The organism is Empedobacter falsenii (assembly GCF_013488205.1).
Lineage (GTDB): Bacteria > Bacteroidota > Bacteroidia > Flavobacteriales > Weeksellaceae > Empedobacter > Empedobacter falsenii_C.
Window position 1 is genome coordinate 2179713 of the sequence record NZ_CP040908.1, and the last position, 16637, is coordinate 2196349.

Consider the following 16637-nt stretch of genomic DNA (forward strand, 5'->3'; position numbering starts at 1 on the left):
AATGCGAGTAGTCTTTATGGGTACGCCCGAATTTGCGGCGACATCTTTGAATGAAATCAATACAAATAGTCATCACGAAATAGTTGGAGTTGTTACTGTCCCAGATAAACCGTCTGGTAGAGGGCAAAAAATGAATATTTCTGATGTCAAAAAATATGCAGTTGAACATAATTTGCCTTTGGCTCAACCAGAAAAATTACGCGACGAAGCTTTTATCGAAACATTAAAAAGCTGGAATGCTGATGTTTTTGTAGTTGTAGCTTTTCGTATGTTGCCACAAGTTGTTTGGTCCATTCCGTCGAAAGGAACTTTTAATTTACATGGTTCACTTCTTCCGCAATATCGTGGTGCAGCGCCTATCAATTGGGCTGTGATGAATGGCGATCAGGAGACTGGAGTAACGACTTTTTTAATTGATGAAAAAATTGATACTGGAAATATCTTAATTTCTGATAAAGTAGAAATTGGAGAAAATGATAATGTAGGAAAAATTCATGATGAATTGATGCATATCGGTGCAAAATTAGTTGTGAAAACGTTGGATGGTTTAGAAAATGATTCATTAAAACCGCATCCACAAGACGAAACAACAGAATTGAAACATGCTCCAAAAATCTTTAAAGAAGATTGTAAAATAGATTGGAACGATTCTATCAATGCTATTCACAACAAAATTAGAGGACTTTCTCCTTACCCTTGTGCGTGGACAACTTTTGGAAATGGCGAAAATTTTAAATCGTTAAAAATATATGCTGGTCTAAAAACGGATATTGTTGTTGATGGAGAAGATTATCAATTAATTTTACAAAAAAATAACCTTTATATCAATCTACCTCAAGGAGTTTACGAAATTTTAGAACTTCAACCCGAAGGAAAGCGCCGTATGACAGCCAAAGATTTTATCAATGGACATCAAAACGAGGATACCTTATTCGTAAAATAAGTACTTATTTACTGATTTTTGACACAAATTTCATAAAATTTTGCATTTTTCTTGAAATTTATTGCGTTGAAACTTGCACAAATAAAGGGAAAGAGTATATTTGTGTATAAATTAATTTAAAAAGTTACAACTATGAACAAATCAGAACTTATCGATGCAATTGCAGCTGACGCTGGAATTTCTAAAGAAGCTGCTAAAAAAGCCTTAAACTCATTTACAGAAAATGTAACTAAAGCTTTAGCAAAAGGAGACAAAGTTGCTTTAGTAGGATTCGGTACTTTCTCAACTTCTGAGAGAGCTGCAAGAACAGGTATCAACCCACAAACTAAAAAAGAAATTAAAATTGCTGCTAAAACAGTAGCTAAATTTAAAGCTGGATCTGAATTATCAGGAGCAGTTGATACAAAAAAGAAAAAATAATATTTCTGATACAATAAAAAATCCACTCGTTTGAGTGGATTTTTTTATGCCTTGAAATTTAATTAATTCCTCAAAAAAAATCCTTCAAGAATACTTGAAGGATTTTTACATTTTATCTAATATTGATTTAATTATCTTCTGTTAAATCTGTTTTGTACGTTTCTGGAATTGTAAAGTAATTCACTAAAATCGCAATAAAGATTAATATCAATGGATAAGCTAATCCAATATAAGGCGACATAGCTGCCGAAACGATAATCGTACTTTTGATTAATTCTGTGACAAAAGTCGTTGCTCCACCAATAAATCCATTCCCCATATTTTGCGCAAATCCCATACTTGTGTAACGAATTTTAGTTGGGAAAATTTCTAACATAAATGCACCAAGTGGTCCGTAAGTTGCTGCTCCTGCAATTGAAGTAATTAAACTTACAATGACAATTCCGAAAACTGCTAAATTCGAAATATCATGAACTTCTTTCAATCCTTCTGGATTTCCTAATTTCATGTACAAGAAAAATGATAATGGAATTAAGATAAAACTACAAATCATTCCTCCTAACATAACTGGTTTACGCCCGATTTTATCACTTAATGCTCCAAACCATTGATAGAAAAATGAACTAAATAATGTAGAACATAAAACAACAATTAAAACTGTTTCGTAAGGTAAATTAACCGCTCTTTGCAAGAAGAAAAGAGTTACGAATAATGTTGTTTGCATAATTGTACTTTGAGCAGCATTTCCTCCAAAAATTGCTTTCAACATCAATTTTACATTTCCTGGCGTTGTAAAAGCATCTTTAATTGGTGTTTTAGATGTTTTTCCTTCTTTTTTTAATTGTTCGAAAATTGGACTTTCATGTAAACGTTGACGAATAAAGTAACTCAAAATCACTAATATTCCACTAAATAAAAATGGAATTCTCCATCCGAAACTTGCAAAAGCTTCTTCTGATAAGAATGATTGTGTTAAGAAAACAACTGTTAAACATAATAATAATCCAATTGGAACAGTTGCTTGAATAAATCCTGTATAAAATCCTCGCTTTTCTGCTGGCGCATGTTCTGCTACATAAATTACCGCACCTGCATATTCTCCACTAATTGCAAGTCCTTGCATAATGCGGCAAAACAATAATAAAACAGGAGCAAACCAACCTACACTATCAAAAGTTGGAATACAACCAATCAAGAATGTTGCTGCTCCCATCATAATTAAAGAAACTAAGAATGAATATTTTCTACCAATACGATCCCCAATACTTCCAAAAATTAATGATCCAATCGGACGGAACATAAATGATGAAACCACTACGGCAAGTGTTTCTAAGAAATGTGACGAACCATCGTTAGGAAATAATTGTGTTGATAATACACTAGCTAAGATGATTGCCAAGAACATATCGTACCATTCGATTAAGGTTCCGACAGATGATGCTAAAATAATTTGGAATATATTATCCTTCTTCGCTACTGTTTGCGAAGTATCTAAAGTATTTGTACTCATGTTTTTTGTGTGATATTAGAAGTTAAATAATGTTGTAAGTTGAAATCTATTGTTATTTGCTAAATATTTGTTTTCGGTTCCCGTACCTTTTATCGTCGCATCTGCCCATTGTGCTGTACTACGATCATATTCGAATCTAAATTTTAAGGCTTTGCTTAAGGTAAGATCTAAACGAGGAACTACTTTGTACAAATAATTTACAGTACGTGTACCTGGAGTTGCCGAAATTGCGCCCCAATTTGTCGTTACACCATAAGATGTTGATGCAATTGCTCCTTCTACTGGATTTTTCACACCATTATTTCTAACATAACCTGCAAACAATCCGAACGAAAATTTTCCTGTTGAGTTTTGTTGCAAATCAATCCACATACTATGTGTATTCATCGGTTTGTATGTTTCAACAGCTGTCGGACTTGTTTGATAGCCTACAATTCCACCTAGTTGTACAAAAGATGACGCATCTTGCATCAAATATCCAGCAACAGTAACTTGTAAAGGTTTTGTATTTAACTTTGAATAAGCCATAAATGAAACATTTTCAACTCGTTCATTAGACTTAACAGGAGGATTTCCTGAAGATAATTTTGGTTTCAAGTTTTCATATTGTGCACCAATTCCGGCAGTAAAAACTTGTGATTTATATTGAAATTGAAGATGAGCCGCTGGCATTCCACTATTTCGGAAAGGCTCTGTATTTGGAGTAAAATCTCTTTGAGAATGTAAAGCAGCAATAACTTTAAATTTGTCAGTAAATTTATGCGTTAAACGAACTTGAGGATTACGATTTAAAGCATAAACAGGCGCACCAGTTCCATAATTTGCAACATTTGGTAAAGCTTCTAACACAACGAAAGGATGCCAATATTGTCCAATCCCTAATTGCGTTTTCTCCCAATCCAACATCACATATGCGTGACGCAAACGAAACTCGTTGATTCCTCCTTCTGTTGCTCCAAAAAATTCTCCCTCTAAAATACCAGAAGTTTTAGCCCCAAGTAATTCTGGACCTTTCAAATTAACGCCAGCTCTCGAAACAATTGACAACATGTGAAATTTAGAAGCTGCATTGATATCAGCACCGTTTACATCCGATAAACGATCTTTTGGATAAAGCGGCACTAAAGCCTCTCCTGCTCCAATCATTTGACGAGTATCCATAAAAATATCATTCCTGATAAATCCATAAAACTGCACATCAACTTTGTCTTTGTTTTCTTTTGGTTGTATTAATTCTACTTTTTCTACAACCACACTATCTGTCGTTTTCTGTTGAGCAGAGATATAGCTATAGCTGCAAAATATAGCTAGACAAGCCAATTTTGTTAAATTTTTACTCATTTTTTTTGTGATAATTTGAACGACTAAAATAATCAAAAGAAAAAAACTAACAAATGTTCGTTAATCATTTTTTAATAAATTTTTAAAGCTTTATTAAATTCATCAAAATTTTAAATAATTTTTGAGAAATAGATATTTTGAAATAAGTTTTGGAAAGAAATTTTGAGAATTTGACATTTTAATTAGTGTACGAAATACACTTAACTTGAATTCTTCGAGGAGTATTTTTCAAAAAAAATCGAGAGAAGAATAATTGTTTCAACAAATGAGGAGAAAGTTAGACTTCTCTCGTAGTTTTAGTTTTAAAAATGTATGCAAATTTATCGATTACAGAATTTTCTTCAGCATAATCAATAATAAGCTTATGTTAAATCATAAAAAAAAGAAGTTTTCTTAATTCTATTTACCATCCTCTACACTATTTTTAAAATTTATGTATAATTATTCAGTCAATATTATTAAATAAATTATATTTTTATCAAATTCGGATTACATACTTCAAATAAAATTCAATCTTTACTAATTTTTTAAGATTTTTTTTAGAAAAAACTTAAATGTTGGGGCTATTTTTGCTTTGCAAATTACAGCTATGCAAACAAACATTGAAATACACTCATTAACTCATGTTGATTTGGAAGAATTATCAGCCTTATATAATCTTTCTTATCAAAATTATTACGTTTCTATCAACCTTTCGACTGAACAATTTCAGGGAAAATTAAAAATGGAAGATATCAATCTTGATTATTCTGTAGGTGCTAGTATTGATGGAAAATTAGTTGGCTTTTTACTTTATGGAATTAGAAATTATAATGATGTAAAAACAGCTTATATTGGTGGCACAGGCGTTTGTCCTGAACATCGCGGAAAAAAAATAACACAACAAATGTTAGATTTTAGTTTTCCCAAATTGAAAGAACAACAAGTGAAAAACATATTTTTAGAGGTAAATACTAAAAATGATTTTGCAATTAACGCTTACGAAGCTTGTGGTTTTGAAAAAACAAGAACTTTAAATAGTTACAAAGGAATTCCTATTTTGGTCGTAAATCCATTACATGAAATTGTAGAATTTAGTGATTTAGATTTGATTACAAGTGAAAACTTTTGGGACATAAAACCTACTTGGAAAAATGATATTCAAAGTGTAAAAAATATCCTCGAAGATTGTCAAATAAATGGAATTTATGAAGATGGAATTTTAGTTGCTTACAAAATTATCAACAAAAATAATACACGTATTTATCAATTTGGTGTTCATCACGATTATAGAAATCGTTATTTAGCTTCAATTCTTTTCAGCGATTTGAAGAACAAAGAAATTAAAATGATTAATGTTGACGAAAGAGAAATCTCTACAAATGATTTTATTCAATCGATGGGATTAGAATTGTACGACAAACAATACGAAATGAAAAAAGAATTATAAATCAAAAGCCTCTGTTTTAGAGGCTTTTTTTCATTTTATTATTTACTTCAACTCGAAGAAATCTCGTTTTCCTATTTTAATTTTAGTTTCTGTTTTTAATTCAAAATCATCAAAAGCATCCATTTTTTTTTCTCCATTAATTTGTACAGCGCCGCTTTCTATCAAACGTCTAATCGCATTTCTCGACAAATCTTTCTTTAATTGATGACAAACATCTAACAATGTAATTTTATCATTTTCAAAGTTTAAAGAACTAATTTTAATTGATTCAAAAACTCTATTTTCATCATTTCTTTTCTGAAATTGATTATTAAAAAATTCCTCTGATTTCTCAGCTTCTTTATCAGAGTGATATTGAGTAATAATATTTTTTGCAACTAATTTCTTAATTAACATTGGATTATCTGTTTTTAATCGTTCATTCAGATTTGTTTTTTCTTCAATAGAAAAATCAGTTGCTAACGCAATGTATTCTTCTAATAAATCATCTGGAATAGACATCGTTTTCCCAAACATTTCATTAGGCTCATCCGTCAAACCAATAATATTATTCAGTGATTTACTCATCTTTTCTTTTCCATCTGTTCCTCTCAAAAGTGGCATACACATCACAATCTGAGCAGCTTCTCCATTCGTTTCTTGCAATTGGCGTCCCATTGTACAATTAAATAATTGATCAGTTCCTCCCATTTCAATATCTGCATTTATTTGAACAGAATCATAAGCTTGTAAAATTGGATAAACCAATTCGTGCATTGCAATCGGCGTATTTTCTGTGAAACGTTTATTAAAATCATTTCGATGCATTAATTGTGCAACAGTAACTTTTGACAACAACTGAATAACATCTGAAAAAGGCAAATGATCTAACCAATCCGAATTAAATACAATTTCAGCTTTATTCACATCAATAATTTTTGACAATTGATTGATATAAGTTTCTGCATTTTTCTGTACTTGATCTACATTCAGCGGTTGACGACTTTTGTTTTTTCCTGTCGGATCACCAATTTGAGCTGTAAAACTACCAACCAAAATGACAATTTGATGTCCTAAATCTTGGAATTCTTTCAATTTCTTCAATACAACGGCATGACCAAGATGCAAATCGGGTGCGGTAGGATCAAAACCTAATTTGATTCGCAATGATCGGTTTTCTTTTTCAGCTAATTTTAATTTTTCTTCCAATCCATTTTCTGGTAAAAAAATAGCTACATTTTCTTTTAAACTTTTTAGATTTTCCATGATTTTTTTAAATAAAAAAAGCCCGAGCAAAACTGCTCGGGCTTGTAGATTATGATTAAATTTTTGACGTACAAAATTAATACGAAGTATACACATAGTCTACCCGAGCAAATATTGTACGATAATAAGTGCTAAAAAATGGTAAACGTAATATGTGTTGCAAAAACTTCATTTGTAATGCAAAGGTAAGAATAGTTTTGAGAATAGAAATTTTCGTTCAAAAAATTATCTTAATCAATAATTCTATAGAAAAATCCTTTATAAAAGTTTTTCGTAATAACTTTGTGTAAATTATTATAGAATGAGCAATAAAACTGCTAAAACAAATGCAGTCCGAATTTTAGACACAAACAATATTTCATACGAATTACGCGAATATGAAGTTGATGAAGAACATATTGATGCTTTGCATGTTGCAAATTCATTGAGCGTAAATCCAGAAGGAATTTATAAAACTTTGGTTTTGAAAGGAAATGTAGAACCATTTTTAGTTGCCGTAATTCCTGCGAACACGCATCTTGATATGAAAAAATTTGCTAAAGTTTCTGGAAATAAAAACTGCGAAATGCTTCCGTTGAAAGATTTACTCAATGTTACAGGTTATATTCGTGGCGGTTGCTCACCTATCGGAATGAAAAAGCAATTTCCTACTTATATAGAAGAACTGGCAATTTTGCAAGATCAGATTTGTATTAGTGCAGGAAAAAGAGGTTTACAAATTATTCTAAATCCCGAAGATTTAAAAAATTTAATTGAGGCTAAATTTGAAGATATTACACAATTTGATTCATAATTTATTTATTATTCAGAATAATTTTTTCTAAAATAGTTGGAAATTTTGCTTCATCTTCAAACGTCAAATCTGGATTTGCATACACTATAATTCCATTTTTATCAATCACATAAGTCGCTCTATTGTTGTAACCTAAACGATTATACGAATTATACATCAACGAAATTGTATAATTCTCATCATTCAAATATGTCATATTATTTGTTCGCAAAGCTGATTTCCATAATTCTAACAACGGATTTGTAGAACTAGAAATCGCATAATTTTTCACATTTTGTAACAAAGGATTATGATCAATCAACTGAATTTGAGCAGCACAAGTCATTGCAGCTTTGGTATCAATCGAAGTAAAATCTGGTAAAATTTGTCCACTAAACGCCGCTGGATAAAACGTTAAAACTTTAAAAGTTGATTTATCATCTAATAATTTTTCCGTTGAATTACTATCATAATTTGGTCCATTCAAGATAAAATCTGGTGCTTTATCACCAACTTTCAAGGTTTTATTTTGAGTAACATTTACTTCTATATTATCAGTTTTAGACGTTCTTTTTATCAATCTTTCCAAAGGTTTCAGATGTTCGCCTTGCGCACGATAATCATTGTCTCGCATCAAAATTTTATTGTTTTTATCCACTAAAAAAAGAATCGAACTCTCTACTAAAACATTGTTAGAATTAGAAGTTGGAATTATATTCGAAATTGAATTTTGCTTAAAAGGTTTCAAACCAATTGCATTATAGATTTTTCCAGATTCATCATAAAATACTTTTGTTCCATCTAACTTATTTTGATTCGAAGTTTCGCTAAAAGCAAACGCTTGTTGCGGTTCTTTACTCCATTTATCATCTTCATTTACGATATAAATCACATCAATTTTTGGAGAATTTTGAGACGAAAATGCCAAATTCTTCACAAAATAATAATTCAGCGATGTTGTCATCATGCTCGCATACGGATTCGTTTTGTATAAACTTGGCGTAAATACAATAATTTTCAAGTTTGAAGATTGATTGATACTTTCAATTTTATTAATCGGAAACTGAGCACCAACATTCAAATTTTGAGCTTTTGTAAAACAAAAACCGCATATAATTAACACTATCGAATAGATTCGTAACATAAAATGTTTATTTTAAATAAACTAATATATAAAAACTACCACAAGATAACTAAAATTCTACTTTCTCAAAAAAACTATTCATTAAATTCTCATTAGAATTGACGATTAACTTTTGAAATTATCGAGTCTTTTTCGCAGTAAATCAGTTATCTTTGCGTTGATTTTAATTTAAAAATTACACAAATGGAATTCAATGTTAGCAATGCTTTGAAACAATTAAATAATAATTATTCAGAAGATAAAGCGTCAGAAATTATCGAAAACTTATTGTATAATTCGACTGATTTTTCTGATGAAGACCATGAAATAATCAATCAATTGGGAGATAAATTTCTACGAATTGCTGCACAAATTTTTGTGGAAGATTTGGCGTATGATTTCAATACTTTGGTGAATTATTGGGAAGCTTTTATTGGACAATTAACAGAAGAGCAATCTCAAAACTTATTGAATTTCGCGATCGAACAGACGGATACAGAATTTGTAGAGGATTTTATTATTGGATACCGAAAATTTTATTCAAATCCGAAAGAAAGTATTACGTTTTTCAATAAACTGAATGAAGACGAATTTTACGAAATTAAATTCTTCAAAGCACGTTGTTACGAGGTTTTAGGAGAAAATGAAAAAGCTGTGGAAGCTTATAATAATTACTTAAATTCTGCACATTTCAAAAAAGAAGAAAATGCTGAACAAGCTGCTGTAAACGAGTTTTATATCAGTCATAGCATTGCGCCTTTGTTGGTGAGCATGAAAAAATATGATGAAGCCAAAGTTTATTTTGATCGTGTTTTAGGTAATATCGAATTTGAAGATTATTTAGCTAATTTTGAAGGTTCTAATCAACAAGAAATCAAAAGTTTCTTGGAGGATTATGTCACAACTTTGGAAGAAACTGACGATAAAAAAACTGCTGAAACAATTTCAAAAAAAATAATGCAATATTTTTCTTAGAATTACAACATTCGAAAATATAGTATTGATTTTTTATAGAATACTCATAAATAGGTAGATTTAATATTTTATTAACATTAATATAAATCCTATCTATCTGAGTATAAAAAAATAAATATTAATTTATTTATCAAATTAAGAAATTCACCTACCTTTGTACTATAAATAATTTATTCATAGTTGTTAAGGATAATGAAGTTGATTTTCTGAAGAAGAATATCCTTAATCAAATAGAGTTTTTTTTATAGTATTTTTAGGTTGGTTAGTGGTTCAATGCAAGTTGAACCATTTTTTATTTCTTATAACCATAAGCGCAATGTCTGCAACCATTTTTGCAACATTTTCCTTTCTGATAATGGAAAAATTCTGTAAAAACCCAATACCCGTTTTCGATATAATAATGTATATGAGGAACAAATTCCGAAGGCATTGTTGGATGTGGATATTGTTGATCTAGTTCTACAAAATAATTCAGTTTTTCTATACAAGAATTGCACAAACATTTGTAATTCGTCTTCTTTAAAAACTCTTTTATTTCGTCTTTTATAACAATTGTAGTACAAGCACAATTCGCAATGTCATCTACCTTACACTCCATTGTTTCGTTACAACGCGAACAATTTTCGATCATTTTTTCGGATTATTTATTTGATTTTTGAAAATACGAAAAATTCATAAACTTATCTTAAATCATCTCATTGAAATTCTCTATAACCATCATAAATAAATAGTTATAAATTAATTCTATCTAGACATAAAAGAAATCATTTAAGAATAATTGATTTAAAGTCAAAACTTTAAGAAATTTGTAAAAGAATAAAAGATAGACATTATCATTATTCAATTAGTGTTTTTATAGTAGTTTTGATTGGTTAAAATCCTCGGAATAATTTTCCGAGGATTTTTATTTTTTTAATCTATCAATCAGTAAACCAATCACAAAACCGATAATCGATGGAGCAATCCAACCTAAATCGTATTCGAAAAATGGAATTTTGTTCAGATTTTCTATTGTCGATTCATCTAACTTTCCTAATAATTTTAATAATCCTAAAATTGCAATGATTGTAGACGCAATTAATGCAAAAATATAAGGTGTTTTACTTTTAATTGTTTTTCCAAACAACACTATATAAATAACTAACGTGATTGTAATTGGATATACGAAAGCCAAAGGTGGATATGCAAAATTAATAATTTCGTCTACACCTTTTATCGATAAACCAAACGAAATTATTGTACATAAAACCACTAAAACAGTGTAGCTTACTTTCCCGTTTGTTAAACGTCCGAAAAATGTACCTACCGCTGATGTTAATGCGATTGAAGTGGTAAGACAAGCAAACGCCATACATAGAGCAATTGCAATTAAACCATATTGCCCTAATGTATTTCGAGAAATTTCTATTAATAATTCGGCACGAGAAATTTCTGGATTTGTGATTCCAGAAGTAGCTCCCAAATAAATCAATCCACCATAAACAAATAACAAACAAGTCGTAGACAATAATCCTGATATGATTACAATTTGAGATTTACTTTTGGTATCTGTATATCCTTTATCTCGTGCAGCTGAAATAATAATTCCTGCAAATATAACAGAAGCTAAAACATCTAATGTTTGATAACCTTCTATAAAACCTTTCGAAAAAGATTGCATCATCGTTAAATCTGAAGGCAAAAAGTCAGCAGTTGGATGTATAATTCCGATTATAATTAACAATGCCAATAAAATCAACAAAACTGGAGTTAAATAATTCCCGATAACATCTACAACCTTTGATGGACGAATCGCTAAACCTAATGTTATAACGAAAAAAATTAATGATCCCCATATTGGATCTAATGTTGGAAAAAATGGCTTTAATCCCACTTCGAATGTTGTTGCCGCAGTACGTGGAATCGCAATTAACGGTCCAATACAAATCATAATAATTGTACCTAAAATAGCCGCCAAATGTTTGTTTACACGATGCCCTAAATCATTAAAATTATCACCCGAAAAAACAACAGATAAAATTCCAGTAAATGGCAATAAAATTCCAGTTAATCCAAATGCAATCATTGCTACAAAATAATGAGAGCCTACTTCCAATCCAATTAATGGAGGTAATAGAAGATTTCCTGCTCCAAAAAACATTGCAAACAACGCAAATCCAAGCGTTAAAATATTGGATAACTTTTTACTTTTCATATATTTAATAATTCTAACTGTTCTAAAAAAATGGTTTGCAAATTACTACAATTGCATTTTGAAGCCCTAAACTTAGTAGAATTATTCGATAAACACACTGCTTATTTACAAATTTGACAGTTTTGAATAATAATTTTTATATTTATTAAAATTTAAACTTCATAAATTATGAATGTTTTAATCATCGATATCATCAAATCTCAACTCATTTGAAATTTTATCTAAAGAGGCAATTCGTCTTTGTAAAATAGATTGATTGAAATATAAACAATCGCTAAAACATAAAAAATAATAGAATAATTAGCTGTTTTCTTATTAAAATATTTTTTTACAACACCATAAATAATGTAACCTATAATAATCAAAAATACAATGTTCGTTACTAAAATAAATAAGATGATAATTCCGAAGTAAACATTCATAATAGAAAATTATTAAGCTTTTAATTTTAAAATTTTTGCGATAATATTTATGAGATAAATATTAAACATCATAAAACAGATTGATATTGAAGGATATCCGAAAACGGCGAAAAGTATTATAATCAAACTAAAAAATAGCATTAAAACAACCGCTAAAAAAATCGAAAAATAATTTAGATAACTAAAACCTATCGTTTCTTCATCATCAAAATTAGTGTAGAATATTGCAGCAAAAAAATTGACTATAACTAAAAGAAACAATAAATAACCTAAAAACGGCAAATAAAAACTTAAATCATGAAATCCACGAATAATTGTTTCATCCAAAACAAAAGCCGCTGAAATACAAAGCCATGTAATGTTAGTCCAAGCAAATATTTGTCCAGAATTGGAGAAAATTTTTCCTAAAAACAACTCCGAAATCTTATCAATTTTCAAATAAAATGACATTGCAAATAAGCAAATCACAAGCTCTAAAATAAAAATAGAAAAGCTGAAAATTGTATCATTATTTTTAACCACAATATCCGTAAAGGAAATTGCCATCAGTACAAGACCGATGACAAAAATCCCTAAAAATAAGTGTGCAAATGTTATTTTGTTTTGTTCCATTCGATGTTTTTTGAATAGTACATTAAGATTGCAACAATGATAAACAACCCTATACTTCCTACTAATAACGCGTGTTCTTTGAGTTGTAAAACACTGTAAATAAATGTGTATAATAAGATTAACATTAATGTAATTTTGAATGCTAAACCAAATGATTTTAGGAGAGAATTAACGAAAAATGTTATCAATAAAATGGTTGCACCAGATGAAATAAAGTAAGCAATATCAAATCCTAAATATTCTGACAACGATAACAATAATACAAAATTGACACAGATTGCAAATCCAACTAAGGCATATTGTACCAAATGAATATTAAAATTATTTCGACTTTCTATAAAGAAAAACGCTACAAACGTTAATCCAATGAACAAAATTGCATATTTTGTCGAACGATATGTTTTGTCATAATGATCATTCATTTGTAAAAAATTAACGCCAAAACTATAATCAGAAAAGTTAGAAGCGTCCTGCCAAATCTGTCCTTGCAAAGGATTTTGTTGATAAATAGACCATTTTACATTGGTTTTTCCATTCTTTGTTTCGGGATCAGAATTAGGTAAAAAATTTCCATCATATTTCAAATCTTTCCAATTTGTAGTCAAATCAACTTTTGTATTAATCGCCGATGGAATGATATTTAACATTTGCGAACCTTTCATTACCAAGTTAATCGAAACTTGATTAAAATCGAATGTAGAAGGATCAATTTTTTGAGACATCATTTGCACAGGCATCACCTTTTTAATGGCACTCGCTTGTTCCGAATATTCTCCATTTTCTGCTCTAACTTCTGGTTGAATATCAATTGTAGAAGTCGAATTATCCATATTCAACGGAAAATTTTTGCCGTTAGATTGTACAATCACTTTGTTCTCATATCCTTTAGAATCAGAGATTCCGAAAACAATTTTAGTCGAAACTATATTTTCTGCACTTACCTCCATTTCTGCAAGCATATCGCTATAATTCTTAAATTTCGAATTGATATTTAGCTTAGAATTGTAAACAACAGCTTCATAAATACTACGACTTTTTAACTGCGTATCTATCGTTCCATCGATATTCAAATCATTTGCAGAAATATACTTTTTCACTTGTTGTTTCACAACTTTTCCTTGCCCGTCATTTACATTTTCCATGTAAATAACCTCGATAAAAGGACCATAAATTGTCTGTTTTCCACTCCACTTATCAGAAATTTCGGTAATTACCTTGTCCTTGTTTCCTTGACGTTCTTCTATTAAATTTAATATGAACGGAATCGGAATTAAAAGTCCTAAAACTAAAAGGCATACCAAAAATCCTTTTATCATTGTTTTGTTTTGTGAATAAACTGATTGATTTTCAGTTTGATATTCATTTTCTAAATCATTGTGTTCCATAAGTTTGAATTTTAATTTTATTTTAAAAAGTACTTTGTTTTTCAAAGTTTAAATGCAAAAAAAATTATTTTATATTCTTTATTAATTTTTCAAGATAGTTCAAATGCTCCTGAAAAGCTTGTTTTCCAAGTGCTGTTATCGAATAAGTTGTATTCGTTTTACGACCTATAAATCCTTTGTGCACAGTAATATAATCGTTTTCTTCTAGGTTTTTTAAGTGTGAAGCCAAGTTACCATCAGTCAAATCCAAAAAGTCTTTCAAATCCTTAAAAGAAATTTCTTCATTCATGATCAAAGCACTCATAATTCCTACACGAATACGATTATCAAAGACTTTGTTTAATTTATTAAGATTAAAATCCATGTTGCAAATTTAAGCTTTGTAATCATATTTTCGCACCATCCAAACTCCAAAAATCAAATGCAAAAGACCGAAACCGATAAACCAAAATAATAAACCATTGAAAATAAAATAGAAAGCCAATAATCCTAAAAATATTTCACACATTGCCAAATATTTTATCTCAACAATCGTATCACGTTCCACCGTATAAAGCGCCAAACCGTAAAATAAAAGCGTTGCTGGAGCTACATAAGCAAAACTAAAATTATTGATAAAGATTAAACTTACTAATCCTCCAACGATTAAAACAAAAAGAAATTTACGCAATATTCGTTTTGTAACTGGATTTATAAATTTAACGCCGTCTTTTGCCGATTTTTTAGTCATAAAAAAGAAACCTCCAATACAAGCAATTATTAAAGTTACAATTCCTAAAATGAATAATTTAATCTCTAAATTTTTCATTAAAATAGGCGTCAATGTTCCTCTGTAATTTACTTGAAGCGCATCTTGTAAAATCAAAACATAAGCGATAAAAGCAGAAATCATTCCCACTACTCCAACCCAAACACCGCTCCATCCACTAATGCTTGTGAATTTTGAGGTGCGTTGCATCATCGATTTGATTTCGTTTAAACTTTCTACAGGATTATTTGTGCTCATATCAAAAGTACTTTGTAATTCATAGTTAATATAAAAAATGATTTTACAAAATATTTTTTCAAAAAAAAATCCAATTTCTAAATGAAATTGGATTTTAAAATATAATGAATCAAATTATTCTTAAGGATTTGTAGACCACAAAGATGCTGATGCCAACATTGCACGTTTATCTAGTTTTAATAAATCGACAATTAATTGAGCAAAATCCTCTGGTTGTAACACTTTTTCTGGATCTCCGTCTGTGATTTTCAATACATCTTTTGACATTTCAGATGCAATTGTACTTGGAGTTAAGGTCGTAACTCGAATGTTTTTCTTTCTTAATTCGAACATCAACGATTCTGATAAACCTATCAATCCCGCTTTTGATGCTGAATAAGCAGAAGTAACTGCGTTTCCTTTTAATCCAGCCGTAGACGAAACATTAATAATATCACCGCTTCCTAATTCTACCATCGAAGGAATTACAGCTTTAGAAACATAATATGGTCCGAATAAATTTGTTCTTACAATCTCTTCCCAATCATTTTCTGGCATTTCCAAAAAACTTCCGAAAGCCGCTATACCAGCATTATTAATCAAAATATCAAACGCTCCAAAACTCTCAATTAAACGCTCAAGTTGCATTTTCACTTCAACTTTTTCGGCTACATTAAAAATGGAATAATCCGCTTTTACACCAAAACTTTTAATCTCTTCTACAGTTTCTTCTAATGTTTTTGTATTTCGTCCTGTCACAGCTACATTAACACCTTCTTTAGCCAATGCCAAAGCAACAGCTTTTCCTAAACCTCTACTACCTCCTGTGACTAATGCATTTTTTCCTTTTAAATCTTGCATAATTATTTTATAATTAGAATTTTACAATTTATTTTTTGAAGATTTTTTATAATTTTGAAGTACAAAGATAAACAACATAGATTTCTAGTGAAAATATTTTTTATCTACTTAATTATAAGTATTTTTATTCCTTAATTACACACTGAATGGATAAATATTTATTTTTTACTCTACTCCTTATCAACGTCCTCTCTTTTTTTTTATTCAAAATAGATAAAAAAAATTCAATTATTGGTAAAAGGCGTATTTCCGAGTTAGCACTTTGTTTTGTGACTTTGATTGGCGGGACAATAGGTTCTCTTATGTCAATGCAGATTTATCGTCATAAAACAAGAAAAAAGTCTTTTATTTTTAAAATAGTAATGATTATAGCAATACAATGTAGTATATTAATTTTTTTAGTTGATCGAATTTAATTGT

The 16637-nt window shown here is 29.6% G+C and carries 18 protein-coding genes; 6 read left to right on the top strand and 12 right to left on the bottom strand.

Annotated features, from left to right (window positions below):
- The first annotated feature begins 1 nt into the window (after position 1).
- Positions 2-943 (top strand): methionyl-tRNA formyltransferase, encoded by a 942-nt coding sequence (fmt, locus tag FH779_RS10115; RefSeq protein WP_244957944.1) that lies wholly within the window; start codon positions 2-4, stop codon positions 941-943.
- A gap of 132 nt (positions 944-1075) precedes the next feature.
- Positions 1076-1363 (top strand): HU family DNA-binding protein, encoded by a 288-nt coding sequence (locus FH779_RS10120; protein WP_019975917.1) that lies wholly within the window; start codon positions 1076-1078, stop codon positions 1361-1363.
- A 127-nt stretch (positions 1364-1490) separates the two neighbouring features.
- Here the strand turns inward: FH779_RS10120 and FH779_RS10125 are convergent, their stop codons facing one another.
- Together FH779_RS10125 and FH779_RS10130 are read right to left on the bottom strand one after the other, a co-directional pair.
- Positions 1491-2873 carry an MFS transporter gene (locus FH779_RS10125; protein WP_180904577.1) on the bottom strand — a complete coding sequence of 461 codons (1383 nt, stop codon included), beginning with the start codon at positions 2871-2873 and terminating at the stop codon, positions 1491-1493.
- A 15-nt stretch (positions 2874-2888) separates the two neighbouring features.
- Entirely contained in the window at positions 2889-4214 is a 1326-nt protein-coding gene (locus FH779_RS10130; protein ID WP_180904578.1) for a DcaP family trimeric outer membrane transporter, read from the bottom strand.
- A gap of 589 nt (positions 4215-4803) precedes the next feature.
- Here FH779_RS10130 and FH779_RS10135 point away from each other — a divergent pair.
- Positions 4804-5643, top strand: coding sequence for a GNAT family N-acetyltransferase (locus FH779_RS10135; protein WP_180904579.1), 840 nt, complete (start codon positions 4804-4806; stop codon positions 5641-5643).
- A gap of 42 nt (positions 5644-5685) precedes the next feature.
- Here the strand turns inward: FH779_RS10135 and tyrS are convergent, their stop codons facing one another.
- Positions 5686-6888 (bottom strand): tyrosine--tRNA ligase, encoded by a 1203-nt coding sequence (tyrS, locus tag FH779_RS10140; RefSeq protein WP_180904580.1) that lies wholly within the window; start codon positions 6886-6888, stop codon positions 5686-5688.
- Positions 6889-7189: 301 nt separating this feature from the next.
- Here tyrS and ybaK point away from each other — a divergent pair, with 301 nt between their 5' ends.
- Positions 7190-7681 (top strand): Cys-tRNA(Pro) deacylase, encoded by a 492-nt coding sequence (gene ybaK / locus FH779_RS10145; protein WP_180904581.1) that lies wholly within the window; start codon positions 7190-7192, stop codon positions 7679-7681.
- Between the two features lies 1 nt (position 7682).
- Here ybaK and FH779_RS10150 read toward each other — a convergent pair whose 3' ends face one another.
- Positions 7683-8804, bottom strand: coding sequence for a redoxin domain-containing protein (locus tag FH779_RS10150; RefSeq protein WP_180904582.1), 1122 nt, complete (start codon positions 8802-8804; stop codon positions 7683-7685).
- 183 nt (positions 8805-8987) lie between these two features.
- Here FH779_RS10150 and FH779_RS10155 point away from each other — a divergent pair, with 183 nt between their 5' ends.
- Positions 8988-9758, top strand: coding sequence for a hypothetical protein (locus FH779_RS10155; protein WP_180904583.1), 771 nt, complete (start codon positions 8988-8990; stop codon positions 9756-9758).
- 292 nt (positions 9759-10050) lie between these two features.
- Here the strand turns inward: FH779_RS10155 and FH779_RS10160 are convergent, their stop codons facing one another.
- From FH779_RS10160 to FH779_RS10195, 8 genes are all read right to left on the bottom strand, one after another.
- Complete coding sequence (locus FH779_RS10160; protein WP_180904584.1) at positions 10051-10389, bottom strand: cysteine-rich CWC family protein; 339 nt, start codon at positions 10387-10389, stop codon at positions 10051-10053.
- Between the two features lie 273 nt (positions 10390-10662).
- Positions 10663-11952 (bottom strand): branched-chain amino acid transport system II carrier protein, encoded by a 1290-nt coding sequence (brnQ, locus tag FH779_RS10165; protein ID WP_180904585.1) that lies wholly within the window; start codon positions 11950-11952, stop codon positions 10663-10665.
- Between the two features lie 221 nt (positions 11953-12173).
- The gene (locus FH779_RS10170) at positions 12174-12374 is read right to left on the bottom strand and encodes a hypothetical protein (RefSeq protein WP_180904586.1); all 201 of its coding nucleotides are present in this window, start codon (positions 12372-12374) and stop codon (positions 12174-12176) included.
- 12 nt (positions 12375-12386) lie between these two features.
- Positions 12387-12986 (bottom strand): hypothetical protein, encoded by a 600-nt coding sequence (locus FH779_RS10175; RefSeq protein WP_180904587.1) that lies wholly within the window; start codon positions 12984-12986, stop codon positions 12387-12389.
- On the bottom strand, positions 12968-14371 hold the full coding sequence (creD, locus tag FH779_RS10180) for a cell envelope integrity protein CreD (protein WP_180904588.1): 1404 nt from the start codon (positions 14369-14371) through the stop codon (positions 12968-12970). Before creD ends, FH779_RS10175 begins: the two co-directional genes overlap by 19 nt.
- Positions 14372-14435: 64 nt before the next feature.
- Positions 14436-14735, bottom strand: a complete 300-nt coding sequence (locus FH779_RS10185; protein ID WP_180904589.1) for a winged helix-turn-helix domain-containing protein — start codon at positions 14733-14735, stop codon at positions 14436-14438.
- A 9-nt stretch (positions 14736-14744) separates the two neighbouring features.
- The gene (locus tag FH779_RS10190; protein WP_180904590.1) at positions 14745-15377 is read right to left on the bottom strand and encodes a hypothetical protein; all 633 of its coding nucleotides are present in this window, start codon (positions 15375-15377) and stop codon (positions 14745-14747) included.
- A gap of 120 nt (positions 15378-15497) precedes the next feature.
- Positions 15498-16217, bottom strand: coding sequence for a 3-ketoacyl-ACP reductase (locus FH779_RS10195; protein WP_180904591.1), 720 nt, complete (start codon positions 16215-16217; stop codon positions 15498-15500).
- Positions 16218-16363: 146 nt separating this feature from the next.
- On the opposite strand from FH779_RS10195, the gene FH779_RS10200 reads away from it, so the two are divergent.
- Positions 16364-16633 (top strand): DUF1294 domain-containing protein, encoded by a 270-nt coding sequence (locus FH779_RS10200; RefSeq protein WP_115000878.1) that lies wholly within the window; start codon positions 16364-16366, stop codon positions 16631-16633.
- Positions 16634-16637 lie beyond the last annotated feature (4 nt).

Coding starts and splice junctions, on each gene's coding strand:
- fmt (WP_244957944.1), top strand. CDS start 2: ATGCGAGTAGTCTTTATGGGTACGCCCGAATTTGCGGCGACATCTTTG.
- FH779_RS10120 (WP_019975917.1), top strand. CDS start 1,076: ATGAACAAATCAGAACTTATCGATGCAATTGCAGCTGACGCTGGAATT.
- FH779_RS10125 (WP_180904577.1), bottom strand. CDS start 2,873: ATGAGTACAAATACTTTAGATACTTCGCAAACAGTAGCGAAGAAGGAT.
- FH779_RS10130 (WP_180904578.1), bottom strand. CDS start 4,214: ATGAGTAAAAATTTAACAAAATTGGCTTGTCTAGCTATATTTTGCAGC.
- FH779_RS10135 (WP_180904579.1), top strand. CDS start 4,804: ATGCAAACAAACATTGAAATACACTCATTAACTCATGTTGATTTGGAA.
- tyrS (WP_180904580.1), bottom strand. CDS start 6,888: ATGGAAAATCTAAAAAGTTTAAAAGAAAATGTAGCTATTTTTTTACCA.
- ybaK (WP_180904581.1), top strand. CDS start 7,190: ATGAGCAATAAAACTGCTAAAACAAATGCAGTCCGAATTTTAGACACA.
- FH779_RS10150 (WP_180904582.1), bottom strand. CDS start 8,804: ATGTTACGAATCTATTCGATAGTGTTAATTATATGCGGTTTTTGTTTT.
- FH779_RS10155 (WP_180904583.1), top strand. CDS start 8,988: ATGGAATTCAATGTTAGCAATGCTTTGAAACAATTAAATAATAATTAT.
- FH779_RS10160 (WP_180904584.1), bottom strand. CDS start 10,389: ATGATCGAAAATTGTTCGCGTTGTAACGAAACAATGGAGTGTAAGGTA.
- brnQ (WP_180904585.1), bottom strand. CDS start 11,952: ATGAAAAGTAAAAAGTTATCCAATATTTTAACGCTTGGATTTGCGTTG.
- FH779_RS10170 (WP_180904586.1), bottom strand. CDS start 12,374: ATGAATGTTTACTTCGGAATTATCATCTTATTTATTTTAGTAACGAAC.
- FH779_RS10175 (WP_180904587.1), bottom strand. CDS start 12,986: ATGGAACAAAACAAAATAACATTTGCACACTTATTTTTAGGGATTTTT.
- creD (WP_180904588.1), bottom strand. CDS start 14,371: ATGGAACACAATGATTTAGAAAATGAATATCAAACTGAAAATCAATCA.
- FH779_RS10185 (WP_180904589.1), bottom strand. CDS start 14,735: ATGGATTTTAATCTTAATAAATTAAACAAAGTCTTTGATAATCGTATT.
- FH779_RS10190 (WP_180904590.1), bottom strand. CDS start 15,377: ATGAGCACAAATAATCCTGTAGAAAGTTTAAACGAAATCAAATCGATG.
- FH779_RS10195 (WP_180904591.1), bottom strand. CDS start 16,217: ATGCAAGATTTAAAAGGAAAAAATGCATTAGTCACAGGAGGTAGTAGA.
- FH779_RS10200 (WP_115000878.1), top strand. CDS start 16,364: ATGGATAAATATTTATTTTTTACTCTACTCCTTATCAACGTCCTCTCT.